Source organism: Micromonospora sp. B11E3, from assembly GCF_039871625.1.
Classification (GTDB): domain Bacteria; phylum Actinomycetota; class Actinomycetes; order Mycobacteriales; family Micromonosporaceae; genus Micromonospora.
The window spans coordinates 127,082-153,503 of record NZ_JBDPMC010000002.1; the positions used below are offsets into that span (position 1 = coordinate 127,082).

General features: G+C 73.8%; 25 protein-coding genes. 12 read left to right on the forward strand and 13 right to left on the reverse strand.

Annotated features, from left to right (window positions below):
* The first annotated feature begins 128 nt into the window (after positions 1 to 128).
* Positions 129 to 497, forward strand: coding sequence for an iron-sulfur cluster insertion protein ErpA (gene erpA, locus ABGB16_RS01815; RefSeq protein WP_347666167.1), 369 nt, complete (start codon positions 129 to 131; stop codon positions 495 to 497).
* A 279-nt stretch (positions 498 to 776) separates the two neighbouring features.
* On the forward strand, positions 777 to 1,754 hold the full coding sequence (locus ABGB16_RS01820) for a carbohydrate kinase family protein (protein ID WP_347666168.1): 978 nt from the start codon (positions 777 to 779) through the stop codon (positions 1,752 to 1,754).
* Between the two features lie 48 nt (positions 1,755 to 1,802).
* On the opposite strand, the gene ABGB16_RS01825 is transcribed toward ABGB16_RS01820, so the two are convergent.
* Together ABGB16_RS01825 and ABGB16_RS01830 are read right to left on the reverse strand one after the other, a co-directional pair.
* Positions 1,803 to 2,048, reverse strand: a complete 246-nt coding sequence (locus ABGB16_RS01825; protein WP_347666169.1) for a sulfurtransferase TusA family protein — start codon at positions 2,046 to 2,048, stop codon at positions 1,803 to 1,805.
* Positions 2,045 to 3,196, reverse strand: coding sequence for an aminotransferase class V-fold PLP-dependent enzyme (locus ABGB16_RS01830; RefSeq protein ID WP_347666170.1), 1,152 nt, complete (start codon positions 3,194 to 3,196; stop codon positions 2,045 to 2,047). The genes ABGB16_RS01825 and ABGB16_RS01830 overlap by 4 nt, the downstream gene beginning before the upstream one ends.
* A 170-nt stretch (positions 3,197 to 3,366) precedes the next feature.
* Here ABGB16_RS01830 and coxB point away from each other — a divergent pair, with 170 nt between their 5' ends.
* Together coxB and ABGB16_RS01840 are read left to right on the forward strand one after the other, a co-directional pair.
* Positions 3,367 to 4,326: a cytochrome c oxidase subunit II gene (gene coxB, locus ABGB16_RS01835; RefSeq protein ID WP_347666171.1), complete on the forward strand. Its 960-nt coding sequence runs from the start codon at positions 3,367 to 3,369 to the stop codon at positions 4,324 to 4,326.
* A gap of 10 nt (positions 4,327 to 4,336) precedes the next feature.
* A complete protein-coding gene (locus tag ABGB16_RS01840; RefSeq protein WP_347666172.1) occupies positions 4,337 to 4,762 on the forward strand; it encodes a cytochrome c oxidase subunit 4 in 426 nt (141 codons plus the stop codon).
* Positions 4,763 to 5,433: 671 nt separating this feature from the next.
* Here ABGB16_RS01840 and ABGB16_RS01845 read toward each other — a convergent pair.
* From ABGB16_RS01845 to ABGB16_RS01860, 4 genes are all read right to left on the reverse strand, one after another.
* The gene (locus tag ABGB16_RS01845) at positions 5,434 to 5,637 is read right to left on the reverse strand and encodes a hypothetical protein (RefSeq protein ID WP_347666173.1); all 204 of its coding nucleotides are present in this window, start codon (positions 5,635 to 5,637) and stop codon (positions 5,434 to 5,436) included.
* A 78-nt stretch (positions 5,638 to 5,715) separates the two neighbouring features.
* Positions 5,716 to 6,762, reverse strand: coding sequence for an anthranilate phosphoribosyltransferase (gene trpD / locus ABGB16_RS01850; protein WP_347666174.1), 1,047 nt, complete (start codon positions 6,760 to 6,762; stop codon positions 5,716 to 5,718).
* 111 nt (positions 6,763 to 6,873) lie between these two features.
* On the reverse strand, positions 6,874 to 7,269 hold the full coding sequence (locus ABGB16_RS01855) for a hypothetical protein (RefSeq protein ID WP_347666175.1): 396 nt from the start codon (positions 7,267 to 7,269) through the stop codon (positions 6,874 to 6,876).
* A 105-nt stretch (positions 7,270 to 7,374) separates the two neighbouring features.
* Positions 7,375 to 8,334: a cytochrome c oxidase assembly protein gene (locus ABGB16_RS01860; RefSeq protein ID WP_347666176.1), complete on the reverse strand. Its 960-nt coding sequence runs from the start codon at positions 8,332 to 8,334 to the stop codon at positions 7,375 to 7,377.
* A gap of 108 nt (positions 8,335 to 8,442) precedes the next feature.
* On the opposite strand from ABGB16_RS01860, the gene ABGB16_RS01865 reads away from it, so the two are divergent.
* From ABGB16_RS01865 to ABGB16_RS01885, 5 genes are all read left to right on the forward strand, one after another.
* Complete coding sequence (locus ABGB16_RS01865; RefSeq protein WP_347666177.1) at positions 8,443 to 9,042, forward strand: heme-copper oxidase subunit III; 600 nt, start codon at positions 8,443 to 8,445, stop codon at positions 9,040 to 9,042.
* Between the two features lie 70 nt (positions 9,043 to 9,112).
* Entirely contained in the window at positions 9,113 to 9,949 is an 837-nt protein-coding gene (locus ABGB16_RS01870; RefSeq protein ID WP_347666178.1) for a cytochrome c, read from the forward strand.
* Between the two features lie 120 nt (positions 9,950 to 10,069).
* Positions 10,070 to 11,161, forward strand: coding sequence for a Rieske 2Fe-2S domain-containing protein (locus ABGB16_RS01875; RefSeq protein ID WP_347666179.1), 1,092 nt, complete (start codon positions 10,070 to 10,072; stop codon positions 11,159 to 11,161).
* Positions 11,158 to 12,783, forward strand: coding sequence for a ubiquinol-cytochrome c reductase cytochrome b subunit (locus ABGB16_RS01880; protein ID WP_347666180.1), 1,626 nt, complete (start codon positions 11,158 to 11,160; stop codon positions 12,781 to 12,783). Before ABGB16_RS01875 ends, ABGB16_RS01880 begins: the two co-directional genes overlap by 4 nt.
* A gap of 183 nt (positions 12,784 to 12,966) precedes the next feature.
* Positions 12,967 to 13,641 (forward strand): DUF4142 domain-containing protein, encoded by a 675-nt coding sequence (locus ABGB16_RS01885; RefSeq protein WP_347666181.1) that lies wholly within the window; start codon positions 12,967 to 12,969, stop codon positions 13,639 to 13,641.
* 80 nt (positions 13,642 to 13,721) lie between these two features.
* On the opposite strand, the gene ABGB16_RS01890 is transcribed toward ABGB16_RS01885, so the two are convergent.
* The 5 genes from ABGB16_RS01890 to ABGB16_RS01910 form a co-directional block, all read right to left on the reverse strand.
* A complete protein-coding gene (locus ABGB16_RS01890) occupies positions 13,722 to 14,009 on the reverse strand; it encodes an Lrp/AsnC ligand binding domain-containing protein (RefSeq protein ID WP_347666182.1) in 288 nt (95 codons plus the stop codon).
* A gap of 90 nt (positions 14,010 to 14,099) precedes the next feature.
* On the reverse strand, positions 14,100 to 14,933 hold the full coding sequence (locus ABGB16_RS01895) for a sugar phosphate nucleotidyltransferase (RefSeq protein ID WP_347666250.1): 834 nt from the start codon (positions 14,931 to 14,933) through the stop codon (positions 14,100 to 14,102).
* A 104-nt stretch (positions 14,934 to 15,037) separates the two neighbouring features.
* Complete coding sequence (locus ABGB16_RS01900) at positions 15,038 to 15,577, reverse strand: NUDIX domain-containing protein (RefSeq protein WP_347666183.1); 540 nt, start codon at positions 15,575 to 15,577, stop codon at positions 15,038 to 15,040.
* A gap of 53 nt (positions 15,578 to 15,630) precedes the next feature.
* A complete protein-coding gene (locus ABGB16_RS01905; RefSeq protein ID WP_347666251.1) occupies positions 15,631 to 17,424 on the reverse strand; it encodes an HD domain-containing protein in 1,794 nt (597 codons plus the stop codon).
* A 129-nt stretch (positions 17,425 to 17,553) separates the two neighbouring features.
* Positions 17,554 to 19,311, reverse strand: a complete 1,758-nt coding sequence (locus ABGB16_RS01910) for a DEDD exonuclease domain-containing protein (protein WP_347666184.1) — start codon at positions 19,309 to 19,311, stop codon at positions 17,554 to 17,556.
* A 127-nt stretch (positions 19,312 to 19,438) separates the two neighbouring features.
* Between ABGB16_RS01910 and ABGB16_RS01915 the strand changes: the two genes are divergently transcribed.
* The 3 genes from ABGB16_RS01915 (at position 19,439) to ABGB16_RS01925 (ending at position 23,636) form a co-directional block, all read left to right on the forward strand.
* A complete protein-coding gene (locus ABGB16_RS01915) occupies positions 19,439 to 20,830 on the forward strand; it encodes an NYN domain-containing protein (RefSeq protein WP_347666185.1) in 1,392 nt (463 codons plus the stop codon).
* Positions 20,831 to 21,255: 425 nt separating this feature from the next.
* Positions 21,256 to 22,515 carry a M48 family metallopeptidase gene (locus ABGB16_RS01920; RefSeq protein ID WP_347666186.1) on the forward strand — a complete coding sequence of 420 codons (1,260 nt, stop codon included), beginning with the start codon at positions 21,256 to 21,258 and terminating at the stop codon, positions 22,513 to 22,515.
* Positions 22,512 to 23,636 (forward strand): glycosyltransferase family 4 protein, encoded by a 1,125-nt coding sequence (locus ABGB16_RS01925; RefSeq protein ID WP_347666187.1) that lies wholly within the window; start codon positions 22,512 to 22,514, stop codon positions 23,634 to 23,636. Before ABGB16_RS01920 ends, ABGB16_RS01925 begins: the two co-directional genes overlap by 4 nt.
* 92 nt (positions 23,637 to 23,728) lie before the next feature.
* On the opposite strand, the gene ABGB16_RS01930 is transcribed toward ABGB16_RS01925, so the two are convergent.
* Complete coding sequence (locus tag ABGB16_RS01930; RefSeq protein ID WP_347666252.1) at positions 23,729 to 25,396, reverse strand: bifunctional diguanylate cyclase/phosphodiesterase; 1,668 nt, start codon at positions 25,394 to 25,396, stop codon at positions 23,729 to 23,731.
* An 88-nt stretch (positions 25,397 to 25,484) separates the two neighbouring features.
* Positions 25,485 to 26,294: an SAM-dependent methyltransferase gene (locus ABGB16_RS01935; RefSeq protein ID WP_347666253.1), complete on the reverse strand. Its 810-nt coding sequence runs from the start codon at positions 26,292 to 26,294 to the stop codon at positions 25,485 to 25,487.
* Positions 26,295 to 26,422 lie beyond the last annotated feature (128 nt).

The following is a 26,422-nucleotide window of genomic DNA, read 5'->3' on the forward strand; positions in this document are numbered from 1 at the left end:
GGTCACGCCGATCCGGTGAGCCGGCCCGGGGCGGCATACAATCGAGGTCGCGACCACATCGGGAATCACCGGGCGACGTACCGCGTTGGCCAGTGAGTCCAGACCCACACGCGCAGGGAGACTTCCACGTGACCACGCCAGCGCAGACCGAGTCGACCGAGGCCAAGGCCCCCAATTCCGTCGTCCTCACCGACGTCGCGGCGCAAAAGGTCAAGGCCCTGATCGAGCAGGAGGGCCGCGACGACCTGCGGCTCCGGGTGGCGGTGCAGCCGGGCGGCTGCTCCGGCCTGCGGTACCAGCTGTTCTTCGACGAGCGGTCGCTCGACGGCGACATCGTCACCGACTTCGACGGCGTCGAGGTCGTCGTCGACCGGATGAGCGCCCCTTACCTGACCGGCGCCACCATCGACTTCGCCGACCGGATCGACGCCCAGGGCTTCACGATCGACAACCCGAACGCGGGCAACTCCTGCGCCTGCGGCGACTCGTTCAGCTGAGCCGGCAGCGGCCGGCGGGCCGCGCGGCGGGGCCGCCCCTGTCTCCAGGGGTGGCCCCGCTGTCCCTTTTTTCATACGGCCCTACCGTCCGAGATCTTCTCGGCCCGCCGTCCCGCGCCGCGTCGAGCAGCGCGGACGCCTTCCCGGTCGGCCCGCCCGACGTACGGAGGCGGGCGCCGGGTTGAGCGGACCGTGACGGCCGATCGAACGACACCCCTCCGGCTTTCGTTCCGGCCCGGTAGGCTGACCGGCGCCGTGCTCCCGACCGCGAGGGTAGACATGAAGATCGCCGTGACCGGTTCGATCGCGACCGACCATCTGATGAGCTTCCCCGGCCGGTTCGCCGACCAGCTCATCGCCGACCAGCTCGACAAGGTCTCGCTGTCCTTCCTGGTGGACGACCTGGTATTGCGCCGGGGCGGGGTGGCGGCCAACATCGCCTTCGGGATGGGGCAGCTCGGCCTGCGTCCGGTCCTGCTCGGCGCGGTCGGCGCCGACTTCGCCGACTACCGCTCCTGGCTGGAGCGGCACGGCGTCGACTGCGGCTCGGTGCACGTCAGCGAGGTGGCCCACACCGCCCGCTTCGTCTGCACCACCGACACCGAGATGTGCCAGATCGCCTCCTTCTACGCCGGGGCGATGAGCGAGGCCCGCAACATCGAGCTGGCCCCGGTCGCGCAGCGGCTCGGCGGGCTCGACCTGGTCCTGGTCAGCGCCAACGACCCCGAGGCGATGCTGCGGCACACGGCCGAGTGCCGCGAGCGCGGGTACCCGTTCGTGGCCGACCCGTCCCAGCAGCTCGCCCGCATGTCCGGCGAGGACGTGGCGGCGTTGATCGACGACGCCGAGTACCTGATGACCAACGAGTACGAGAAGTCCCTGCTGCAGAGCAAGGCCGGCCTCACCGACGCGCAGCTGCTGGACCGGGTGAAGATCCGGGTGACCACGCTGGGCAAGGACGGCGCGGAGATCGCCGGCCGGGACTTCGGAACGATCCACGTGCCGGTCGTCCGGGAGGTCCAGGCGGTCGACCCGACCGGTGTCGGGGACGGCTTCCGGGCCGGCTTCTTCGTCGGCCTCTCCTGGGGCCTGGGCCTGGAGCGGGCCGCCCAGGTCGGCTCGCTGCTGGCCGCGCTGGTGCTGGAGACCGTCGGCACGCAGGAGTACGAGGTGCGCCCCGACCTGTTCGTCAAGCGGCTCGCCGAGTCGTACGGCGACGCCGCCGCCGAGGACGTCCGCCCCCACCTGCTCCCGTAGCCCTCGCGACCGCCGACCCGCCGCCCGCCCTCTCGGCGGGGCGGCGGGTCAATGGGTGCGGCGGACGTCGTAGGCCGGGCCCTCGGGGGTGCCGGTGGCGGCCAGGAAGTCCTGGGCGCGCATCCGGCACCAGGCCGGGATGTCGACGGCCGCCGCCGGGTCGTCCGCGAGGACCCGCACCACCGCGCCGACGGGCAGCTCCGGCAGGCGGCGGGCCAGCCCGATCACCGGCAGGGGGCAGCGCTGGCCCCGGAAGTCGAGCACCTCGTCGGGCGCGGCGTCGCCCGCGCTCACAGCCCCGTCACCCCGGCCTCGGCGCGCAGGTCGGCGACGACGCCGGGCAGCTCGGCGAGGAACCGCTCCACCTCCGCCTCCGTCGTCTCCCGGTGCAGCGAGATCCGCACGTTGCCGTGCGAGAGCACGCCCATCGCCTCCAGCACATGTGACGGGCGCAGCGTGGACGACGTGCACGAGGAACCGGACGAGACGGCGAAGCCCCGCCGGTCCAGCGCGTGCAGCAGCGCCTCGCCGTCGACGTACAGGCAGGAGAACGTCACCAGGTGGGGGAGTCGGTCGACGGGGTCACCGACGACCTCCACGTCCGGCACCTCCGCCGCCACCCGGGCGCGGATGCGGTCCACCAGCGGCGCCAGCCGCGCCGCCTCCGCCCCCGCCTCGGCCGCCGCCGCGCGCAGGCTCGCCGCCGCGGCCACCACCGCCGGCAGGTTCACCACCCCGGGCGTACGCCCCGACTCCCGCTCGTCGGCCGGCCACGGCGACTCCCAGCGGGTGCCCTTGCGCACCACCAGCAGCCCCACGCCGGGCGGCCCGCCCCACTTGTGCGCGCTGGCGGTCAGCACCGACCAGCCCGCCGGCACCGGCACGCGGCCCACCAGCTGCGCCGCGTCGACGTACAACGGCACCCCGGCGTCGCGGCACGCGGCGGCCGCCGCCGGCACCGGCTGCACCGTGCCCACCTCGTGGCTGGCGCCGATCAGCGCCGCGAGGGCCACCCCGGGCGCGGCCACGGCCGCCGACCAGGCGTCCAGGTCGAGCCGGCCGAGCCGGTCCACCGGGACGGAGGTCGCTGTCCCGCCGGCGGCGACGTGCCGCTCGCCGGCGTGCAGCACGGCCGAGTGTTCGATCGCGGAGTGCACCAGGACGTCGCCCACCCGCCGTCGTCCGGTCAGGCCGCCGAGCACGGCCGAGTGCGCCGCGCTCGTACCGCTGGGGGTGAAGGACAGCTCGTCGGCGCGGACGCCCAGGGTCTGCGCGGCGGCCTCGCGGGCGGCGTCGAGGAGCTGGCGGGCGCGGCGGGCCTGGCGGTACAGCCGGTTCGGGTCGGCCCAGCCGTCGTCGAGGGCGGCCAGCAGCGCCTGCCGGGCGACCGGGTGTAATGGGGCGGCGGCGGCCGCGTCCAGGTATACCGGGGATGCGCTCACGACTCCGACGCTATCGTGCCGGTACGGCCAAGATCCCCCCGATCGGTGCCGACACCGACCCCAACACGGTCAGCCTGGTCATGGTCGAGTAATCTGCGACCGTCGGTGACGCCTTTGCCGCCGGTGATGAGGGAAACCACCACCGCGGCGCGCTAGGGAGGCAGGACCAGGTGGTCGCAAGGAGTTCGGAGGTACGGCCCTCGGCCGTACGGCACAGCGCTTCCCCGGGAGCCGGCGCGCGCCGGCGGCGTGGTGCTGGTCGGCTCGCCGGCCTCGGCCTCGGTGGCGCGGCGCTGCTGGTCCTGCTCACGGGCTGCGACGTCGGCAAGAGCTTCGGCGGCTTCGGCTGGCCGCAGGGCGGCATCACGCCGGAGTCCCAGCGGATGTACGACCTGTGGATCGCGTCCTGCATCGCCGCCCTCGCGGTCGGTGTGTTCGTCTGGGGCCTGATCTTCTGGTGCGTGGTGCGCTACCGGAAGCGGGGCAACGAGCTGCCGGTGCAGACGCGGTACAACCTGCCGATGGAGTTCCTCTACACGATCGCCCCGATCCTGGTCGTGTCGGTGCTCTTCTACTACACCGCGGTCGTGCAGACCGACGTGAACAAGACGTCGAAGAACCCGGACGTCACGGTCGAGGTCGTCGCGTTCAAGTGGAACTGGCAGTTCAACTACCGCGACGGCCAGGGCGCGGACGCGAACACCGTCGCGTCGGTGCTCGGCACCAGCGAGGTCATCCCGGTGCTGGTGCTGCCGACCGGCCGGTCGATCCGGTTCGAGGAGACCAGCCGCGACGTCATCCACTCGTTCTGGGTGCCGGAGCTGCTGTTCAAGCGCGACGTCATGCCGGGCAACGTCCGCAACGTCTTCGAGGTTTCCAGCCTCGACGCCGAGGGCGCGTACGTCGGCCGCTGCGCCGAGCTGTGCGGCACGTACCACGCGTTCATGAACTTCGAGCTGCGGGTCGTCTCGCCGGAGAAGTACGACCGGTTCCTGGCCGCCAAGCGCGACGGCAAGTCGACGCAGGAGGCGCTGTCGGCGATCGGCGAGGACCCGTACGCCAAGACGACGAAGCCGTTCGACACGCGGCGCGACAAGTCCAACTTCAACCCCGCCACCGCGGGCAGCTGAGGGAGCGGGCATGAAGACCGAGTGGCGCATCTTCCTTGTCATCGCCGGGTTCCTGCTCGGCGTCACCGTCCTCTACGGCGCGTGGACGTACGGCGACTCCGGCCGGGTCGAGTGGGTCGGCACCGTCGCGCTGGCGCTGTCGTTCCTGCTCTGCGCGATGTGCGGCGGCTTCTTCTGGTTCGTCTCCCGCCGGATCGACCTGCGCCCGGAGGACCGGGCGGACGGCGAGATCGCCGACGGTGCGGGCGAGATCGGCTTTTTCAGCCCCGGCAGCTACTGGCCGTTCGGCCTGGCGTTCGCCGCCGCCATCGCGGGCATGGGTCTCGTGTTCTGGCAGTTCTGGCTGCTCGGCGTGGGCCTGGTGGCCGTCGTGTTCGCCGCGTGCGGCCTGCTGTTCGAGTACTACAGCGGCACCCGGCGTACCGCCGAGCACTGACCGCGGACGACTCGCGGACGAGCCCGCGCCCCGTCGAGGGGCGCGGGCTCGCGCGTGTTCACGGGCAGCGGCGCCGCGCCGCCCCGGCATGTCGCCGACCCTGCCGGGCGTCCCCGAATGCCGGCTGCGCGACTGTGGAGCTGCCCCGTCCATGCGCCCACCCGCCCGGTCCGCTCTCGGGTCGGCCGGTCCGCTCTCGCCCGGTCGGCCGGCTCTCGTCCGGTCGGCCGGCTCTCGCCCGGTCGGCCGGCTCTCGCCCGGTCGGCCGGCTCTCGTCCGGTCGGCCGGCTCTCGTCCGGTCGGCCGGCTCTCGTCCGGTCGGCGAGGCAGCACATCCCCGGGGTCGCGTTCGCTCCACCCGGGCCGCCGCCGCTGGCCGCACGATCAAGAGCTTTGCGTCCGGTCCGCCGGGGCGGATGACGCAATCCTCTTGATCGCCGAGCCGGGATCGGGCAGGCGAGAGCGGCGTCGATCGGTTGGGCGCGTGGACGGGGCAGCTCCACAGGCGGCCGGACGACGTGCCCGGGCCACCGGCGGATCCCGGTGGCGAGAACAGGTGGGAACAGGCGGGAACAGGCGAGAACAGGTGGGAACAGGCGAGAACAGGCGAGAACAGGTGGAACCAGGCGTTGTAGGACGCGACGAGGCGCCGCCGTAGGACTATGGGCGGGTCAGGCGGCGTGCCGGTGGGGGCGGCGACGGGCGCGGGCGGCGACCCGGGCGGCCGGGAAGGTGAACGTGGCGATCAGCACGGCGGCACCGCAGCCCGTGCAGATCAGCTCGGGGCAGTCGACCCCGTGGCCGTCGACGCACGGCGGCGCCTCGAACGGCTGCACGCCCTCGCAGGTGTCGCAGTAGAGCTCGCGGTCCGCCACGGGATCCCCTCCGGAAAATGACTCCGGTGTAGTTTGCCACGAGGATCCGACACATCCGCCGGGGCGGCGGCGGGGTGCTCAGACCGAGCGGGCGATCCCGAGCCAGCGGTCCAGCGTGGCGGCGGCGGCGCCGGAGTCGATCGACTCGGCGGCCCGCTCCATCCCCGAGCGCAGGGCCTCAACGAGATCGCCGTCGAGCGGGCCCTGGGTGGCCAGCGCGGCGGCCGCGTTGACCAGCACCGCGTCCCGGACCGGGCCGGTCTCGCCGGCCAACAGTCGACGGGCCACGCCGGCGTTGTACGCCGCGTCACCGCCCCGCAGGTCGGCCAGCGTGGCCCGGGGCACCCCGAGGTCCGTCACGTCCAGCACCACCTCCCTGACAGTGCCCCGCTGGGCCGCCCAGACCCGGGTCGGGGCGGCGGTGGAGAACTCGTCCAGGCCGTCCTCGCCGCGCAGCACCAGCACCGAGTCGCCCCGCTCGGCGAAGACGGCGGCCATCACCGGCGCCATCCGCAGGTCGAAGCAGCCCACCGCGCCCGCGCGGGGCCGGGCCGGGTTGGTCAGCGGGCCGAGGAAGTTGAAGACGGTCGGCACGCCCAGCTCGCGCCGGGTCGGGCCGGTGTGCCGCATGCCCGGGTGGAACCGGGGCGCGAAGCAGAAGCCGATGCCGGCCTCCAGCACGCACCGGGCCACCGCCTCCGGGGCGAGGTCGAGCGGGAGGCCGAGGTATTCCAGCAGGTCCGCCGTGCCGCAGGACGACGAGGCCGCGCGGTTGCCGTGTTTGACCACCCGGACGCCCGCCCCGGCCGCCACCAGCGCGGCCATGGTGGAGATGTTCACCGTGTGGGCGAGGTCGCCGCCGGTGCCGACCACGTCGAGCGAGGACTCGCGCAGCTCATCCGGCAGGTCGACCTTCGCCCCCCTGCCGAGCATCGTCTCGACCAGGCCGGCCAGCTCGGCCGGGGTCTCGCCCTTGGCCCGCAGCGCGACGGCGAAGCCGGCGATCTGCGCCGGGACCGCCGCGCCGGACATGATCTCGCCCATCGCCCAGGCGGTGTCCGCGGTGGAGAGCTCCTCACCGCGCAGCAGCGCGGAGAGCAGAAGCGGCCAGGTCCGTTCGCCCATGGCGGGCCTCCCGAGCGGGCGTGGATGTGCGGATGGGCGTGACCGGCGACGGCGGCGGTCGTGACGGGTCGGGCGCCGGCGGCGGGAACCGGGCGACGCGCGTTCTCGGGCTCAGGCCGCGGCGTGGGTACGCAGCAGCTCGGCGACGGTGGTGCCGGTGGTCACCGGGTCGAGCGGGTGCACCAGGGTGGCGTCGACCTCGGCGTACGCGGCCAGCCAGCGGTCGGCGGCGCGGGCGATCACCAGGCAGGTCGGGGGAGCGTCGGCTCGGTCGTCCTTGATCTGCCGGGCGATGCCGAGGCCGCCGCCGGGGCTCGCCTCGCCGTCCAGCAGCAGCAGGTGGATCTCGTAGTCGTCGACCAGCCGGACGCACTCCGCGTAGGTGGACGCCTCGACGAACTCGATCTCCAGCCCGGGCGCGGGCCGGGTGCCGACGGCCAGCCGCATCCGGTCACGGACCTGCGGGTCGTCGCTGTAGAGCAGGACGGTGCAAAGACGATCGCTCATTACTGGCTGGCTCCCACCTCGTAGCTCGCCCGCTGATCGTACCGGTCGTCGCCGCCGCCCCGCCCGCCGCCCGGCCTGGGCGGCGGATGTGCCCTCCGGGCCTGGTCAGGCCGGGGATTCCGCGGCCCGCGCGCGGGCCTCCTGGCGGTCCAGTTCGCGATCGAGGCGGCGGGCCTCCCGCTCCGACTGGCGCACCCACTGCACCACCAGGACCGCGAGCATCGTCACACTGACGAACTCGCCGCCGGCCCACAGGATGCCGCCGGCGACGACCTGGTCGTTCCACGGGTCGGACCAGCCGAGGCCGAGCGACGGGTACCAGTCGCCGCCGAAGAGCGTGGTGCTCTGCATGACCGTGAGCCCGAGCACGGTGTGGAACGGCACCGACAGCACCATGAGCAGCGCCCGCGCGGGGTACGGCCACCGCCCGGGCAGCGGGTCCAGCCCGAGCAGCGGCCAGAAGAACACGCAGCCGGTCGCGATGAAGTGCGCGTGCATCACCTCGTGCGCCCAGCTGTGCTCGAGCGTGTACCGGTACAGGTCGCTGAAGTACAACGCGAACGGGTTCACCACGAAGACGGCGAACGCCACGAGGGGGAAGGTGTAGATCCGGGCGATCCGGCTGTGCACGATCGCCAGCAGCCGCTTGCGCGGTCGCACGGGCAGGGTGCGCAGGGCGAGGGTGACGGGGGCGCCGAGGGCCAGGAAGATCGGGGCGACCATCGACAGCACCATGTGCTGCACCATGTGCACCGACAACAGCACGGTGTCGTACGCGTGCAGCCCGCTCACCGTGACCGCGGCGATGCCGCCGAGGCCCGGGCCGAGGTAGAACACGGTGCGGGCCACCGGCCAGTGGTCCCCGCGCAGGCGCAGCCGGTGCACGCCGTACAGGTAGAGTCCGGCGGCGAGCACCAGCCCGAGGGCGAGCCAGCTGTCCAGGCGGGTCTCGGTGAACACCCGGGCCACGGTGAACGGCGGCGGAAGCGGGTCGCCACCGGCCGCGACCACGGACGGCGCGGCGACCCCCGAGGTGGCGGCGAAGATCGAATCGACGTGCAGCACGCTTTTCAGGCTAGCCAGGCGAACCGGACCTGCCACGATCGGGCCACCGATCCCACCGGTTTGGCCCCCCGCTGATCGCCGGCCGTGGTCAGGGGCAATAATGGCCGCGTGACTGCGGCCCCAGCCATTGACAAGAGCCGGATCCACTCCCTGACCCGACCCAACATGGTCAGCGTCGGGACGATCGTGTGGCTCTCCAGCGAACTCATGTTCTTCGCGGCGCTGTTCGCGATGTACTTCTCCATCCGCGCCGCCGCGCCGGAGCAGTGGGCGAAGCACACCGAGCACCTGAACATCCCGTACGCGACCACCTTCACGGTGATCCTGGTGCTGTCCTCGGTGACCTGCCAGCTCGGCGTGTTCGCGGCGGAGAAGGGTGACGTCCACGCCCTGCGGCGCTGGTTCACGATCACCTTCGTGATGGGTCTGATCTTCGTGCTCGGCCAGCTCAACGAGTACCGCGAGCTGGTGCACGAGGGCATCAAGATCAACGGAGACGGGTACGGGTCGATGTTCTACCTGACCACCGGCTTCCACGGCCTGCACGTGACCGGCGGTCTGGTCGCCTTCATCATCTTCATGATCCGCACGACCATGGGCCGGTTCACCCCCGCCCAGGCCACCTCGGCGATCGTCGTGTCGTACTACTGGCACTTCGTCGACGTGGTGTGGATCGGCCTCTACGCCATGATCTACTGGCTCCAGTGATCTTGGCGGCGTCACGTATCGCGCCGCTGCTTCGTCCCTGAGACAAGTCCCACCCTTAAGGACACAGGTCATGACTTCTGACAACGACCGCCGACGCGGTCTGCTCGCGCGGTTGCGCGGCGGGCGGCCCGCAGCGCGCAGCAGGGGCCGCCGCCGGCTGGGCGCGGCGTTCCGCCTGATTGCCGCGCTCACGCTGGCCGGCGGCGCCTACACCGTCTTCGCCCCCGGCGTCCAGGCGCAGGAAAACCCGCCGCTCACCGGCGCCGCCGCCGAGGGCAAGGCGCTGTTCGACGTGAGCTGCGTGAGCTGCCACGGGCGCAACGCGCAGGGTGTCGAGGGTCGTGGCCCGAGCCTGATCGGGGTCGGCTCGGCCTCGGTCGAGTTCCAGGTGAGCTCCGGCCGGATGCCGATGGCCCGGCAGGAGGCCCAGGCCGCGCGCAAGCCGCCGGTCTTCACCGACGACGAGGTCCGCCAGCTCGGGCAGTACATCCAGGCGCTCGGCGGCGGCCCGCAGATCCCCGAGGGCGACCTGCGTCACGACGCCAACCTGTCGACCGGCGGCGAGCTGTTCCGGATCAACTGCTCGCAGTGCCACGCCTTCGGCGGTGGCGGCGGCGCCCTGTCCTCCGGCAAGTACGCGCCGAGCCTGCGTCCCGCCAGCGACCGCCAGATCTACGCCGCGATGCTCAGCGGCCCGCAGAACATGCCGGTCTTCGGGGACAACCAGATCACCCCGGCGCAGAAGGCGGACATCATCGCCTACATCCAGGAGACCCTGAAGCACGACCAGGACCAGGGTGGCTTCAGCCTCGGTCGGTACGGGCCGTCCACCGAGGGCCTGGCCATCTTCCTGATCGGCATCGTCGCGCTCGTCTTCGCCAGCCTGTGGATTGCGGGCAAGTCGTGACCGAGCGGATCTTTCGATTCAGCGCTAACGAGGTGACGGCATGAGCGAGCGTCAGCGAGCGAACAGTCAGTACAGCGCCGTGATGTCTCATGCCGGCGCCGAGCGTAGCGAGGTGACGGCATGAGCACCCAAACTGAGCACCAGGCCCAGCAGGGTCGGGAGCCGCTCGACGTGCACGACCCCCGGCTCAGCCGGTTCGACATCGTGGAGGAGGGCGCGCGCCGGGACGACATCGAGATCGTCCACTACGAGCCGCAGCTCGTCCCCGGCAGCCGGGCCGAGCGCCGCCTCGTTCGTACGGTCGCCGCCATGTTCCTGCTCACCGGCCTCGCCGCGACCGCGTTCCTGGTGATCTACATCTGGTGGCCGTGGGAGTACAAGCCGGGCTCCGGCGGCGACAAGCTCTACACCCCGCTGCTCGGCCTCACCCTCGGCGTGGCCCTCCTGGCCGTCGGCTTCGGCATCCTGACCTGGGGCAAGAAGCTGCTGCCCAAGGAGGTCTCGATCCAGGACCGGCACGAGGGCGCCTTCTCCCCGGACGACCGCAAGATCACCGGCGAGACGATGCTCTACCTCGCCGACGAGATGGGCGTGAAGCGCCGGCCCCTGCTGGGCGTCTCGCTGGTGGCCGGCCTCCTGCCGGTGGGCGCGGTCGTCGCGGCGCCGCTGGTCGGTGGGCTGATCTCCCAGCCGCACAAGAACAACCAGATGTTCACCACCGGGTTCAACCCGGCGAACAACGGCGGCCGCAAGGTCCGGCTGGTCCGCGAGGACGGCCGGCCGATCCGCCCGGCGGACGTCAGCGCCGGCGGCCAGCTGACCGTCTTCCCGGGCATCGAGCACGGCGTGAGCAACAGGCACGCCGACTCGCCGACGCTGCTGATCCACCTGCGGGAGAACGACGCCCAGAAGTCCCGCGAGGCCAACCAGCGGGTCGGCCATGACGGCTACATGTGGGGCAACTACGCCGCGTACTCCAAGGTCTGCACGCACGCGGGCTGCCCGGCGAGCCTGTACGAGCAGCAGACCAACCGTCTGCTCTGCCCGTGCCACCAGTCCCAGTTCCTGATCACCGACAACGCCCGGCCGGTCTTCGGCCCGGCCAGCCGGCGGCTGCCCCAGCTGCCGATCGAGGTGGACGACGAGGGCTTCTTCGTGGCGCGGTCGGACTACACCGAGACCATCGGGCCTGACTTCTGGGAGCGGCCGTGAAGCGTCGTAAGTTGGACATGGCAGCCCTGCCCGGCAAGGCCGCGGTGGGGGTGGAGGAGCGCTTCCAGGTCGCCACCCCGCTGCGTCGGCTGCTGAACAAGGTCTTCCCGGACCACTGGTCGTTCCTGCTCGGCGAGATCGCGCTGTTCTCGTTCGTCGTGCTGCTGCTGACCGGTGTCTTCCTGACCTTCTTCTTCGAGCCGTCGATGACCGAGGTGGTCTACAACGGCAGCTACGCCCCGCTGCGGGGCACGCCGATGTCGGCCGCGTACGCCTCCAGCCTGGACCTGTCGTTCGACGTCCGGGGTGGCCTGATCATGCGGCAGATGCACCACTGGGCGGCGCTGCTGTTCATGGCCGCGATCGTCGTGCACATGCTGCGGGTCTTCTTCACCGGCGCGTTCCGCAAGCCGCGGGAGACCAACTGGATCATCGGCTCGCTGCTGTTCTGGGTCGGCTTCCTCGCCGGCTTCACCGGCTACTCGCTGCCGGACGACGGCCTGTCCGGCACGGGCCTGCGGATCGCCTCCGGCATCATGCTGTCCATCCCGGTGATCGGCTCCTGGGTGACCTCGTCGGTCTTCGGCGGCGAGTTCCCGGGCGAGATCATCATCAGTCGGTTCTTCATCGCCCACGTGCTGCTCATCCCGGGTCTGCTGGTGGCGCTGATCAGCGCCCACCTGGGCCTGGTCTTCAAGCAGAAGCACACCCAGTGGCCCGGCCCCGGCCGGACCAACGGCAATGTCGTCGGCGAGCGGATGTTCCCGCGGTACGCGCTGAAGCAGGGCGGCTTCTTCATGGTCGTCTTCGGCGTGATCGCGCTGATGGGTGGCCTGTTCCAGATCAACCCGATCTGGTACTTCGGCCCGTACGAGGCGTGGGTGGTCTCGGCCGCCAGCCAGCCCGACTGGTACGTCATGTTCCTCGACGGCTCGACCCGCCTCATGCCGGCCTGGGAGATCAACATCCCGATCGGCGACGGGTACGTCATCCCGCCGCTGTTCTGGCCCACGGTCGTGCTGCCGGGCATCCTGGTCGGCCTCTCCACGATGTACCCGTTCATCGAGGCGCGGCGGCTCAAGGACTACCGCAGCCACAACCTGCTCCAGCGCCCCCGGGACACCCCGGAGCGGACCGCGATCGGCGCGATGGCGGTGGCGTTCTTCATCGTCCTGACGCTCTCGGGCGGCAACGACGTGATCGCCGACAAGTTCCACATCAGCCTGAACGCCATGACCTGGGCGGGCCGGATCGGCCTGCTGATCGCCCCGCCGCTGGCGTACTACGTGACGTACCGGATCTGCCTGGGCCTGCAGCAGCACGACCGCGAGGTGCTGGCCCACGGCGTCGAGACCGGCATCATCCGGCGGCTGCCGGACGGCCGGTTCGAGGAGGTCCACCAGCCGCTCACCGCGGCCGGCCACGACGGGCACGGCGAGCTGGAGTACGTCGGCTGGGTGGTGCCCAAGAAGATGAACCGGCTCGGCGCCCTCGGGCCCGCGATCCGGGGCTTCTTCTTCCCGATCGAGAAGCCGGCCGAGGCGCCGGTCTCGCCGGGCCACCCGCCGGTCGAGCCCCGGCCGGAGCGGGAGGAGATCGGCAGCGGCGAGAGCCGTCGCTGACCTACGCCCGACCGTACGTGGCGCCCGCCGGACCCCCGGCGGGCGCCACGCCCGTTTTCCGCCCCCGGGTCACTCCCGCCCGCCCGGGGCGCTCCGGTACCGCACGCGGCGCGGCTGCGGATTCGCAGGGTTAATCCTCCTCAGCCGGGTATCCGTGCGGTCCAACGAAAAGGGGGGGGAAAGATGTTGGGTCTCAAACGCCTCGGACTGCTCGCCGCCCTGGTGGTGGTCGGGCTCGCGCCCGCGGCGGCGGCGCAGGCCGCGGCACAGCCGTCGACGCAGGACACCCAGTACCTACAGGCCCTGCACCAGGTGAACCTGTTCGAGATCGCCTCTGGGAACATGGCGCAGCAGAAGGGCCAGAACCAGCAGGTGAAGGACCTGGGTGCCCAGTTCGTCACGGACCACACCCAGCTGGACCAGACGGTGCAGAGCACCGCGCAGCAGTTGGGCGTCCAGCTGCCGGGCTCGCCGACGGCGGACCAGCAGAAGATTCTCGACCGCCTGAACGGTCTCAGCGGCGCCGAGTTCGACAAGCAGTGGGTGACCGACGAGCTGGCCGGCCACGTCCAGGCCGTCCAGGCCACCCAGACCGAGATCTCGCAGGGCAGCGAGCAGTCGGTGGTCCAGCTTGCGCAGAACGCCCTGCCGGTGCTCCAGGCGCACCTCGACGCCCTGACGGCCCTCGCCCAGACCCTGGGCATCCCGGTCCCGCAGACCAGCGCCAGCGGCACGCCGAGCCCGGGCGGCACCGCCACCACCCCGGCTCCGGGCGGCACCAGCGAGTCGCCGGCTCCGGGCACCACCGAGTCGACGGCCCCGGGTACCACCGAGTCCCCGGCCCCGGGCGTCAGCTGACGCCGTACGCCCAGGTAGCCAGCCCACCGTCCGGTGGGCTGGCTACCGTCTTTCCCCGCGGGCGGATCGGCCGGCGGCGGTCAGTCGGCGCTGGCCAGGCCGATCGCGAACGCCTCCTCCAGATCGTGCTGGGAGTACGCGCGGAAGGCGATGTGCGACTCCGTGCTGAGCACGCCGGGCACCTTCGAGATGCTGCCGGCGATGATCTCGGCGATCTGCTCGAACTCCCGGACCCGGACCATGGCGATCAGGTCGACGTGCCCGGCCACCGAGTAGACCTCGCTGACGCCGGGCAGGGCGGCCAGGTTCTCGGCCACCTCCGGGATCGAGTCGGTGGCGCAGTCGATCAGTACGATCGCGGTGATCACTGGTTCGCCCTTCGTCGTGCGTACAGGCGCCGTCGGTGCCGACGGGCACCCTTCTCGGCGGCGACGCCGCCGTGGCGTTCGCCGACCATGCTAATCGGGTGGGCGGGGGCTGGCCGCGACGGTGAGCCCGCCCGGGGCGCGGATCGACCCGGACAGCCGCTCCCCGGCGCCCACCTCGGCCCCCGGCCACACCACCGACCGGCTGACCTCGCCCCGGACGCGCGCCCCCGCGCCCACCACCGCCCGGTCGCAGCGACCGGTGACGGTCGCCGTCGGGTCCACCAGGTTGCCGTCCCCGGCGGCGTGCAGGTTCGCCGTCAGGTAGTCGGCGGGCGTGCCGGTGTCGTAGAACGTTCCGGCGTACGGCACGACGGTCAGCGCGCCCGCCGCCTCGGCGGGCCGCCAGACGGCCCGGACCAGCTCCTCCGGCTCGACCGGCAGCTCCCGGACCAGCCGCCAGGGCAGCAGGGAGAAGCCGGCGAACCGGTGGCCGGCGAAGGTGCCGGGCGCGGCCGGGTCGTCGGCGGGCCGGCCGAGCAGCCGTACGCTCTCGCCGTCCCAGCCGGCCAGCAGCGCGGCGATGTCCGGGCCGGGCTCGGCGGCCGGGTCGGCCAGGTAGGCGTCGGCGTTGCCGACGAGGACGCCCCGGCCGGCGATCCAGTCCCGCAGGTTCGCCACGCCCCCGGCGGTGCCGAGCGGGGAGTCGGGCTCCACCGAGAGGTGCGCCCGTCCGCCGACGTGCGCGACCACCTGCTCGCCCAGGTAGCAGGCGTTCACGGCGACGCGGGCCGGGCCGGTGAGGCCGAGCCCGGCCAGCCGGGCCAGCGCCCGGTCGAGCAGCGGCACGTTGCCGACCGGGCACAGCGCCTTGGGCACCCGCTCGGTGAGCGGCCGCAGCCGTGTCCCCTCCCCGGCGGCGAGCACGACGGCGCAGACCTGCGGCCCGGCGCTCGGGGCCGCGCGGCGGGTGTCGGCCGGGACGGGCGCGTCGGCCTGGCCGGGGACGCCGGAGGGACGGGCCGGGGTGGTCACGGCCGCGGGCCGGCCGGCGGCGGCACCTCGCCGGCGCGCGGCCCGATGCCGTAGTACCCGAGCAGGTTCGCGGTCGCCCGGCTCAGCCGGGGCAGGTCGTCCAGCGGGTGCCAGGCCGCCTCGAAGACCTCCGCGCCGTCGACCTTCAGCTCGGTGGTCGACGCGGGCACCTCGGCCTCGAAGACCACGTCCACCCAGCCCTTCGGGTGCACGACGGCGTTCGGCACGGCCGGGCGCAGCCGCTCGGGGGCGAGCCGGACGCCGCTCTCCTCGAACAGCTCCCGGGCCGCGCCCACCACCGGGGCCTCGGCGCGTTGCAGCAGCCCGGCCGGGAGCGTCCAGCTGTGCCCGGGCGGCTGGCGCAGCAGGAGCAGGCGACCCGGGGCGGCGGCCTCGGCGTCACGGACCAGGGTGACCGCGCCCACGATGTACTTCGGCACGGCGAGCCGGACCAGCCGGCGCCGCAGCGGCACGGGCAGCCGGTAGAAGAGCTGGTACGCGAAGGCCCGTCCGGTGGCGCGCGAGCGGGGGATCATGCGTCCAGGCTAGTGCTCGCCGCCGGTCGGCCGACGGCCCGGGGGAGGAACGCTCAATGCCGGTGGTCGACCAGGTCGATGAGCTGGCGTACCACGGCGTCCGGCTCCAGGGCCCGGTCGAACACCGCCACCAGCATGGTTTCCAGGTCGGGGTAGCCCAGCTCCTCGGACAGCCGCAGCAGCGGCATGTCGCTGGCGAGCCCCCGGTTGTGCTTGCGCAACGCCAGCCCGATGGTGGCCCGGCCGAGGCGGACCTTGTCGGTGATCGAGATGCCGGGCTCCGTGTGCTCGGCGAACCACCGGTTGATCTGCATCTGCGCGTGCGGGCTCTTGACGAAGCCCAGCCACTCCCGGCGGGGCCCGCGCGGGGCGACGTCGGCCTCGAAGCCGCTCTCCGCGTCCGACTCGGTGAAGATCTCCACCACGTCGCCCTCCTCCAGTTCGGAGGAGAGCGGGGCGAGCCGGCCGTTGATCCGGGCCGCCAGGCAGTGGTCGCCCCGTTCGGGGCCCAGCTCGTACGCCACGTCGACCGGGGTCGCCCCGGCCGGGAGCACGACCTGCCGCCCCTCGGCGACCACCTGGATCTGGGCCTCGGCGAGGTCGCAGCGCAGCGACTGGAGGAACTGGGCCGGGTCGGGGGCCTCCTGCTCCCAGTCGAGCACCCGGCGCAGCCAGGCGAGCTGTTCCGCCTGGGCGGCGGCGGCCGCGCCGGCGGGGCGGGGGAAGCGGAAGTCCGCGGCGATGCCGTACTCGGCGGAGCGGTGCATCTCGACGGTGCGGATCAGCACCTCCACCGTCCGGTCCTTCGGGCCCAGGACGGTGGTGTGCAGGGACCGGTACAGGTTGTTCTTCGGGGAGGCGATGAAGTCCTTGAACCGGCCCGGCACCGGCCGCCACAGCCCGTGCACGGCGCCGAGGGCGGCGTAGCAGTCGGTGGCGGGGCCGTCCACCACGATCACGATCCGGGGCAGGTCGTACGGGGCACTGTGGCCGCCGGCCACGGTGTCCTTCCAGATCGAGTAGAGGTGGCGGGGGCGGGCGGCGACCTGCGCGTCGACCCGGTTGCGGCGCAGCGCCACCTTCGCGTGCGCGACGACCTCGGCGAGGTACGCGTCCCAGCCGGGCCGGTCGTGCACGTGCCGGGCGATACGCGCGTGCTCCTCGGGCTCCAGGTGCAGCAGCACCACGTCGTCCAGCTCGCGCTTGAGGGCCTGGATGCCCAGCCGGTCGCAGAGCGGGACGAGCACCTCCTGCGTCTTGCGGGCGATCCGCTCGCGGGAGGCGGCCGAGCGGACGCCGAGGGTGCGCATGTTGTGCAGCCGGTCGGCCAGCTTGATGATCAGCACCCGGACGTCCTTGCCGGCCGCCACGATCATCTTGCGGGTCGTCTCCGCCTCCGCGGCCTTTCCGTAGAACGCCTTGTCGAACTTGGTCACCCCGTCGACCAGGTGGGCCACCTCGCCGCCGAAGTCCTCCGCGAGGGCCTGCAGGGTGTAGCGGGTGTCCTCCACCGTGTCGTGCAGCAGCGCGGCCACCAGGGTGGTGGCGTCCATGCCCAGCTCGGCGCAGATCTGGGCGACCGCGAGCGGGTGGGTGATGTACGGCTCGCCGCTCTTGCGGAACTGCCCGCGGTGCATGTTCTCCGCGATCGTGTACGCCCGGCGCAGCACCGACGGGTCCGTGCCGGCATGGATGGCCCGGTGTGTGCGGACCAGGTGGGTGACCGGGTCGCCCTCGGCGCTCGGCCAGCTCAGCAGCGACCGCAGTCGCCGGGCCAGGGGCAGCTCACCCGGCTGGGTCGGAAGCGCGCCCCCCAGGGCGGCGCCGCGTCCGGCGTCGACGTCCACGAGGGACACCTCCTCACCCCGGCCCCGCGGTCGCCGGGCGAGGGCGACCGGGAGCAGGCCCACGAAACGGGCAGGACTGCACTTCCTTAACAGCCTAAGGGAGTCGACGTAGTCCGATCGGTCACTTGGTCATGGGCGTTCGGTCGAGAGTTGGTGGGCCGATGCGGACTCCGCCTTGATCAGCAGGTCCCGGAAGCGGCCCGCACCGCTGGTCGGGGAGGACCAACCGGAGGACATCTCCAGCAGCCGGGTCTCGGGTCGGTCCAGCCAGGACAGGATCCGCTCGGACTCCTCGGCGGACGCCCGGGGCGCCGGCCCGTGTCCCGGCGGGACGGTCTCGGCGGTCGCCCGGACCGCCTCCAGGGTCCGTCGGGGATGCACGCCGGACGGCGAGACCCCGGCGCCGGCGAGCCGGCCGTGCCGCACCAGCGCCAACTCCCACCCGCCCCCGGCGGCCGGCCGGACGGCGGCCAGCTCGGCGATGCGGGTGAGGCCCGCCAGCCGCTGCATCCGTACCGTCGCCCGCAGCACCGCCGCGAGCCGGGACCGCACCACGGCCGCCTCCTCGTACCGCTGGTCGCGGGCCAGCGCCTCGATCCGGGCCAGCAGCGCGTCCACCACCACCTGGGGGTCGCTGGCCGTGGCGGTGCGGAACGGCGCGGCCGCGCGCCGGTCGTACTCCTCCGGGGTGATCCGGTGCTCGCACGGCGCGGGGCAGCGACCCAGCTCGGCCAGCGCGCAGGCCGGGGTGACCGCGCGCAGCGACAGGCGGTGCGTGCACTGACGCAGCGGGACGGCGTCGTGGAAGGCCGCCGCGGCCAGCTCGGCGGCCCGCCGCGAGCCGAACGGCCCCAGGTACGCCTCGTCGCCGGGGGAGAGGGAGCGGACCACCGACAGCCGGGGGTAGGGCCCCTCGGTGAGCTTGAGCCACACCATCCGCTCGGGGAACTTCGACCGCCGGTTGTACGGCGGGGCGTGCGCCGCGATCAGCCGCAGCTCGCGCACCTCGGCCTCCAGCGAGTGGGCGCACTCGACCGCCTCCACCCGCTCCGCGGCGGCGAGCATCTCGGAGATCCGCGCCCGCTTCTCGGAGGCCGTGAAGTAGCTGCGTACCCGGGTGGCGATGTCGCCGGACGTGCCGACGTAGAGCGGCCGGTCGTCGGCGGCCCGGAAGATGTAGACCCCCGGGACCCTCGGCAGCCCGTCGGCGAGGTGCCGCTTGCGCCGCTGCGTCGGGGTGACCGCCCGCGCGAACTCGATCGCCTCGCCGACCGTGTCGACCCGGTGCCCGCCGAGGCGGCCGATCAGCCCGTGTAACACGTCGACGGTGGCCCGGGCGTCGTCCAGCGCCCGGTGGGTCGGCTGGGTGGCCGTGCGGAAGTACGCCGCGAGGGTGCCGAGCTTGCGGTTGGGCACCTCGTCGCGGGTGAGCACCCGGCGGGCCAGCGCGGCGGTGTCCAGCACCCGGGGGTTGGGCCACCGGTAGCCGTGCCTGGCGCAGGCGGCCTTGAGGAAGCCCACGTCGTACGGCGCGTTGTGGGCGACCAGCACGGCGTCGGAGACGAACTCCAGGAAGCTGGGCAGCACCTGCTCGATCGGCGGCGCGGGAACCAGCATGGCCTGGGTGATCCCGGTCAGCACGGTGATGAACGGCGGAATCGGCACGCCCGGGTTGACCAGGGTCGCGAGCACGCCCAGCTCCTCGCCGCCGCGCACCTTCACCGCGCCGATCTCGGTGATCCCGCCGCCGTCCGGGGCGCCGCCCGTGGTCTCCAGGTCGACCACCACGAACGTCGTCGCGTACAGCGGCAGCGCCGGGTCCACCCCGTCGCCCGTCGCCGGGTCCAGCCCGGCGAGCGCCTGCTGCACGTACTCCGCTCCGCCCACGCGCGGCACGGTAGCCCCCGGGTCCGACACTTGCGTCCCACCGGTCCCGCTGGCCCCCACAGGAGTAGGATGAGAGATCGGCTCACTCACCGGGCGGTGGGCCCGGTCGCGGTGGGAGACTTGCCACATGCCCCTCACCGAGCCGTACGACGACAACCTCCCGCAGGAGGAGTCGGTCGACGCCGTGCACCACACCGGTGGAGAGGCACCCGAGCCGGAGCCGACGCTGCCGGAGCCGGTGCGCCAGCGCATCGTCGCCCTCACCGCCGCCATGCTGCCCGGCCTGCCCGCCGACGAGATCCCGGTGCCGCTGCGCCGGGTGGCCAAGTTCGCCCCCAACCGGCGGGCCCGGCTCGGCGCCCCGGCCATCGCCGCCCAGCTCACCGCCGACCCGCTGTTCCGGCAGCGGATCACCGCCCGGGTGCTCGCCGACGCCGGCGACCTCGGCGCGGCGGTGGTGGAGGGCACTGCGCCGGCGGCCGCCGACCCCGTCGAGGTGGCCGCCCTGGCCTACCTGGCCCGGCCGCCGGGCTGGCGGGAGCTGATCGAGGCCAGCGGCGCCGCCGTGCGCGCCGAGGCGGACAAGGCCCTGGTCGACGAGCTGATCCGCGAGGCCGAGCAGCGGGCCACCCGCGCCGAGCACGACCGGGCGGTGGCCCGGGTGGAGGCCGAGAAGCTCCGCGACGAGCTGGCCCGGGTCCGCGAGGAGCTCGGCCAGCTCCGCGAGGAGTCCCGCCAGCTCGCCCGTACGCTGCGCGAGACGCAGGCCCGGGAGCGCAAGGCAACCGAGATGCTGGCCACCGAGCGGGGCCGGGCCGCCCGCGCGGCGGCCGACGCGGACGCGGAGCTGCGCCGGGCGCGGGCCCGCCTGGCCGAGGCGGAGGCGGCGGCCGGAGTGGCCCGGGCCAGTGCCAAGGAGGCCCGTTCCGTCGACGACGCCCGGCTCTGGCTGCTGCTGGAGACGATCGGGCAGGCCGCCGTCGGGCTGCGCCGCGAGCTGGCGCTGGACCCGGTCGACCGGCTCCCCGCCGACTTCGTGGCCGACGCGTTCGCCGACGCGTCGGCGGCCACCCCGGCCGGCGCCGCGGCGCGGGCCCGGGACACCGACGACCCGGCGCGGCTCGACCAGCTCCTGGCGCTGCCCAAGGCGCACCTGGTCGTCGACGGGTACAACGTCACCAAGCGCGGCTTCGGCGAGATGTCACTGGAGCAGCAGCGCAAGCGCCTGATCACCGGGCTGGGCGGGATCGCGGCACAGACCGGCGACGAGGTCACGGTGGTCTTCGACGGGGCCGAGCGGATGCACGGGCTGCCGCCCTCCCCGCGCGGCGTGCGGGTGCTCTTCTCCCGCAAGGGGGAGACCGCCGACGAGCTGATCCGCCGGCTGGTCCGGGCCGAGCCGCCCGGCCGGCCCGTGGTGGTGGTCTCCTCCGACCGCGAGGTCGCCGACGGGGTACGCCGGCACGGCGCGTACCCGCTCGGCGCCGACTCGCTGCTGCGCCGGCTCGCCCGGTCCTGACCCGTGGCGGCCGACCTGTCCCGTTGGACGGGGCGGCGGCGCGGTCGTCCGCCGGTGACCGACGGGCAGGAGGCCGGCGCGACTCCTGTGGACCTGCCCCGTTCGTGCTACCGCCTTTGGAGCTGCCCGTTCGGGCTGCCGCCTTTGGAGCTGCCCGTTCGGGCTGCCGCAGCCCGCCCGAGGGCGGGTCGGCCGTCCGCCCGCAGCCGGGCCGTTGCCGGGCGTGGGGCGTGACGTGGGGACGGCCGCCGCCCCGCCTGTGCGGGCAGCTCCAAAGGGCCGCCACCCGGCGTCCACCGTCGGAGCGGGCGGTGCCGGCCCAATAGGATGGGCGCTCTCGACGGGAGGAGCGACGGCATGACGCGGGTACGACGCGACGGCGGCGCGCGCGGCGCGGCGCCGGCCGCTCGCTCCAGGGTGGCGCGGTGACGCCGCGCGGGTGGGCGGTGATCACGCTCGTCGGGCTCGCCGTCGCACTGGCCGTCGCCGCCGCGGTGCTGGTGCCCTGGCACCGGCCGCCGGCCCCACGCGCCGACCAGCTCGCCGCGCTGCGTGACCTCCCCGTCGAGCAGGTCGCCCGGGGCCGGGCCTTCCGGGCCGCGCTGCGCCCCGGCGGCTGGGCTGCGCTGGCGGTCGGCCTGCTGGTGGCCCTGGGCCTCGGCCTCACCCCGCTCGGCGGTCGCCTGGTGGAACTGGCCGGCCGGCCCTTCGGCGGCCACTGGGTCGCCCAGGCGGTCCTCGGCGGGCTCGCCGTGCTGCTCGTCGCCGACCTGCTCACCCTGCCCTTCTCCGCCTGGCGGCACGCGATCCTCACCCGGCACGGGCTCGCCACCAACGGCTGGGGCGGCTGGACCGCCGACCTGCTCAAGTCGTACGCGGTCAGCGCGGTGATCGGCGTGCTGGCGCTGCTCGGCTTCTACGCCGTCACCCGGCTCGCCCCGCGCTGGTGGTGGGCGTTCGGGGCGGCCGGGGCGGCGGCGCTGGTGGTGCTGCTGTCGTTCGTGCTGCCGGTGCTGGTGGAGCCCGTGTTCAACCGGTTCACCCCGATGGAGCAGGGCCCGCTGCGCACGGAACTGATGACCATGGCGGCCCGCGACGGGGTGCCCGTACGCGACGTGCTGGTCGCCGACGCGTCGCGGCGCACCCGGGCCGTCAACGCGTACGTCTCCGGGCTCGGCCCGACCCGCCGCGTGGTGGTGTACGACACGCTGCTGCGCGAGGCGACCCCGGCGGAGGTGACCAGCGTGGTGGCGCACGAGCTGGGCCACGCGAAGGACCGCGACGTGTGGACCGGCACCCTGACCGGGGCGCTGGGCACAGCCCTGGCCGTGGTCGCCCTCTACCTGCTCGGCTCCGCCGGCCCGCTGCTGCGCCTGGCCCGCGTCGACTCGATCGCCGAACCCAGGGCGTTTCCGCTGCTCATCGCGCTGGTCACGGTCGCCGGGCTGGTGGCCGCGCCGGCCCAGGCGCTGGTCTCCCGGCGGATCGAGGCCCGGGCCGACGCGCACGCCCTCGCCCTCACCGGCGACCCGGCCACCTTCGAGGCGATGCAGCGCCGCCTGTCCGGGGCCAACCTGGCCGACCCCGACCCGCCCCGCTGGGAGTACCTCTACTCGGCGTCGCACCCGTCCACCGTGGAACGGATCGCCGCCGCCCGCGCCTACGCCAGGGAGGCCGGCAGGTGAGCCGGACGTTGCTGATCACGAACGACTTCCCGCCCCGTCCCGGCGGCATCCAGTCCTTCGTGCACAACCTCGCCGTACGCCAGCCCGCCGGCTCGGTGGTGGTGTACGCGTCGAGCTGGCGGGGAGCGGACAAGTTCGACGCCGACCAGCCGTTCGAGGTGGTGCGGGAGCGCACCAAGGTGCTGCTGCCGACCCCGCTGGTCGCCCGGCGGGCCGCCCGGCTGGCCCGCGCGTACGACTGCGACAGCGTCTGGTTCGGGGCGGCCGCCCCGCTCGGGCTGCTCGCCGCCGGGCTGCGCCGGCGCGCCGGGATCCGTCGGGTGGTGGCCCTGACCCACGGACACGAGGTGGGCTGGGCGGCGCTGCCCGGCGCCCGGACCGCGCTGCGCCGGATCGGCCGGGGCGCGGACGTGGTCACGTACCTGGGCGAGTACACCCGGGTCCGGCTGGAGCGGGCGTTGCACGGGGTGACCGAGCTGCACCGGCTGGCGCCGGGCGTGGACGTCGACACGTACCACCCGGACGTGGACGGGGAGCCGGTCCGTGCCCGGCTCGGGCTGGCCGACCGGCCGGTGGTGGTGTGCGTCTCCCGGCTGGTGCCCCGCAAGGGTCAGGACATGCTGATCCGGGCGATGCCGGAGATCCGTCGCCGGGTGCCCGACGCGGCGCTGCTGGTCGTCGGCGGCGGGCCGTACCGGTGCACCCTGGAGAAGCTGGCCCGGCAGACCGGGGTCGAGCGGGACGTCGTCTTCACCGGCTCGGTGCCCGCGGCCGACCTGCCCGCCCACTACGCGGCCGGCGACGTGTACGCCATGCCCTGCCGCACCCGCAACCGCGGCCTGGACGTCGAGGGGCTCGGCATCGTCTACCTGGAGGCGTCCGCGACGGGCCTGCCGGTCGTGGCCGGGGACTCCGGCGGCGCGCCGGACGCCGTCCGCGCGGGGGAGACCGGGTACGTCGTCCCCGGACGCGACGTCGCCCAGCTCGCCGACCGGGTGGCCACGCTGCTCGCCGACCGGGACCTGGCCCGCCAGCTCGGCGCGGCCGGTCGGGCGTGGGTGGAGCGGGAGTGGCGCTGGGAGGCCCAGGCCGCCCGGATGGCGACCCTGCTGGCCGGCTGAGCGGTTGAGGCCCGGGTTCCATGTCGCCGACATGGCGGTGTCCAACGCGCCGGAACCCCGCCATGTCGGCGATGTGGGCTACACCCGGCGGGTCAGCGGAGGCGTTCGAGGATGCGGGCGGCGGGCGCGGGCCGGCCGAAGTGCCAGCCCTGGGCGACGTCGCAGCCGATGGCCCGCAGCCGGTCGGCCTGCCCGGCCGTCTCCACCCCCTCGGCGGTGACCCCCAGGCCCAGCGCGTGGGCCAGCGACACCAGCGAGGCGAGGATCCGCTCGTCGGTGCGGCTCGCCGGGTCCTCGGCCGGGGCCCGCAGCCCGGCCACGAACTCCCCGGCCACCTTCAGCTCCGTCACCGGCAGGTCCCGCAGGTACGCCAGGTTGCAGTAGCCGGTGCCGAAGTCGTCGATGGCGATCCGTACGCCGAGGTCGGCCAGCACCCGCAGGGCCCGCACCGGCTCCTCGTCGGCGCTCATCATGGTGCTCTCCGTGATCTCCAGCTGGAGCCGCCCCGGCGGCAGGCCGGTGCGTTCGAGCACGCCGCGCACCTCCTGCACGAGCCCCGGCCGGTGCACCTGCCGGACCGCCAGGTTCACGCTGACGAACGGCGCGGCCTGCCCCGCGCTCGCCCAGGTCTGCGCCTCCCGGCACGCCTCGGCGAGCACCCACCCGCCGAGCGGGACGATCAGCCCGGTCTCCTCGGCCAGTCCGATGAAGCTGTCCGGGCGCAGCTCGCCGAGCTCCGGGTGCCGCCAGCGGACCAGTGCCTCCGCCCCGAGCACGGTGCCGTCGCACAGCGAGGTCAGCGGCTGGTAGTCCAGGTAGAACTCGCCGCGCTCCAGCGCCGCCGGGATCGCCGAGGACAGCGCGTGCCGGGCCAGCTCGCGGCGGCTGCGTTCGGCGTCGTACAGCGACCAGCGGGCGCCGCCGTCCGCCTTGGCCCAGTGCAGGGTCGTGTCGGCGGCCCGCATCAGGTCGACGGGGGTGGTGCCGGCCACCGGGCACTCCACGATGCCGATGCTGGCCGACACGCACAGCTCGTGCCCGTCGATCAGCGCCGGCTCGTTCACCGCCGCCAGCGCCGCCTCGGCCACCTTCACCACGTCGTCGGTGCACGCGGTGCGCTCGACCAGGATGACGAACTCGTCGCCGCCGAGGCGGGCGACCAGGTGCTCGCCGAGGGCCCGGCGCAGCCGGTCGGCGACCGAGATCAGCAGCCGGTCGCCGACCTGGTGACCGAGGGTGTCGTTGACGATCTTGAAGCGGTCCAGGTCGAGGAAGCACAGGCCCGCCCGGTCGGCGCCCCGGCCCGGGGCGTCGATCGCGGCGCTGAGCCGTTCGGTGAACAGCGTCCGGTTGGGCAGGTCGGTCAGGGGGTCGTGGGTGGCCTGGTGGCGGAAGCGGGCCTCGCTCTCGCGCAGCGCCCGCTCGGCCTGCGCCTGGGCCGTCATCGCGGCCCGGCGGATCGACTCCTGCTCGTCGAGCGTCCGGTCCCGTAGGGCCCGGGCGTAGCCGGTGGCCACGGTGGCCAGCAGCCGGGCCAGCCGGTCCTGGACGTCCTCGCCGACCAGCCTTAGGTCGCGTAGCAGCCGGAGCTGGATCACCTCGACGGTCCGGCCCAGCCCCTCGGCGGAGGCGATGTGCGCCGCGACCAGCTCCGCCCCGACCTGGTGCCCGGTGCGCAGGTCCAGCGGCTCGGCCTCCAGCGCCTGGGCCAGCCGGTCGGTGAGCCGTTGCAGCAACGCCTCCAGCTGGGCCTGGGCCATCGGCAGGTAGCTGGTGCCGGAGACCGCCTTCGCCCAGGCGCGGGCGAAGGTGCCCGGGCGAGCCGGGCCGGACGGGTCGTCGGGCGGGTCACTCACGGAGCCGCCCGACGCCGCCCCTGAGGACGGCCCGCTCGGCGTCCTCGGCGCTCTCCGGTGTCTCGGGACGCCACTGCGGCACCCAGACCACGCCGGGGTCGACCAGCTCGAAGCCGTCGAAGAGGGCGGTCAGCTCGGCCTGGCCGCGGATCCAGAGCGGGTTGTCGGTGCGCTGGTAGACGGCCTCGACGTCCTCTCGCTCCGTGGGGCGCCGGCCCTCGTCGCTGGCCTGCGACAGCACCAGGTAGCTGCCCGGGGCCAGCGCCTCGCGCAGCGTCCGCAGGATCTCGTCCGGCCGGTCGGAGTCCGGCACGAAGTGCAGCACCGCCACGATCATCACGGCGACCGGTTGGGAGAAGTCGAGCAGCCCGGTGACCTCCGGGTGGGCCAGGATCCGCTCGGGGTGGCGCAGGTCCTCCTGGATCACGGTGGTGGTGTCGTCGCCGCTGAGGATCTCCCAACTGTGCGCCACCGCGACCGGGTCGACGTCGACGTAGACCACCCGGGACTCCGGGGCGATCCGCCGGGCGATCTCGTGGACGTTGCCGACGGTGGGGATGCCGGAGCCGATGTCGAGGAACTGCCGGATCCCGGCCTCGGCGAGGAACTGCACCGCCCGGCGCAGGAACGCCCGGTTGGCCTGGGCCACCAGCGGCGCCTCGGGGACGGCGTCGACTATCGCCCGCGCGGCGGCCCGGTCGGCGGCGAAGTTGTGCGAGCCGCCGAGGTAGTAGTCGTACATGCGGGCCACGCTCGGGCGCTCGATGTCGATGCTGTCGGGTGCCCAGTCCGGCCGGTGCATGCCCACCCCTTTGTCGACGACGCGGGCGGCGTCGCCCGCGCGGGTCACCCGGACATTCTGCCCGCCCCGTGCCCGGGTGACCAAGTGCGCGTCGGCGCAGCCGCGACCGGCGCGACGCTGGCCGCCCG

What these genes read in the sequence shown, in the direction of transcription:
- ABGB16_RS01915 (WP_347666185.1), top strand. Translation starts at nt 19,439, where the DNA reads ATGCCCCTCACCGAGCCGTACGACGACAACCTCCCGCAGGAGGAGTCG.
- ABGB16_RS01930 (WP_347666252.1), bottom strand. Translation starts at nt 25,396, where the DNA reads ATGGCCCAGGCCCAGCTGGAGGCGTTGCTGCAACGGCTCACCGACCGG.
- ABGB16_RS01870 (WP_347666178.1), top strand. Translation starts at nt 9,113, where the DNA reads ATGACTTCTGACAACGACCGCCGACGCGGTCTGCTCGCGCGGTTGCGC.
- trpD (WP_347666174.1), bottom strand. Translation starts at nt 6,762, where the DNA reads ATGGGCGAACGGACCTGGCCGCTTCTGCTCTCCGCGCTGCTGCGCGGT.
- ABGB16_RS01875 (WP_347666179.1), top strand. Translation starts at nt 10,070, where the DNA reads ATGAGCACCCAAACTGAGCACCAGGCCCAGCAGGGTCGGGAGCCGCTC.
- ABGB16_RS01820 (WP_347666168.1), top strand. Translation starts at nt 777, where the DNA reads ATGAAGATCGCCGTGACCGGTTCGATCGCGACCGACCATCTGATGAGC.
- ABGB16_RS01885 (WP_347666181.1), top strand. Translation starts at nt 12,967, where the DNA reads ATGTTGGGTCTCAAACGCCTCGGACTGCTCGCCGCCCTGGTGGTGGTC.
- ABGB16_RS01935 (WP_347666253.1), bottom strand. Translation starts at nt 26,294, where the DNA reads ATGCACCGGCCGGACTGGGCACCCGACAGCATCGACATCGAGCGCCCG.
- ABGB16_RS01900 (WP_347666183.1), bottom strand. Translation starts at nt 15,577, where the DNA reads ATGATCCCCCGCTCGCGCGCCACCGGACGGGCCTTCGCGTACCAGCTC.
- ABGB16_RS01840 (WP_347666172.1), top strand. Translation starts at nt 4,337, where the DNA reads ATGAAGACCGAGTGGCGCATCTTCCTTGTCATCGCCGGGTTCCTGCTC.
- ABGB16_RS01855 (WP_347666175.1), bottom strand. Translation starts at nt 7,269, where the DNA reads ATGAGCGATCGTCTTTGCACCGTCCTGCTCTACAGCGACGACCCGCAG.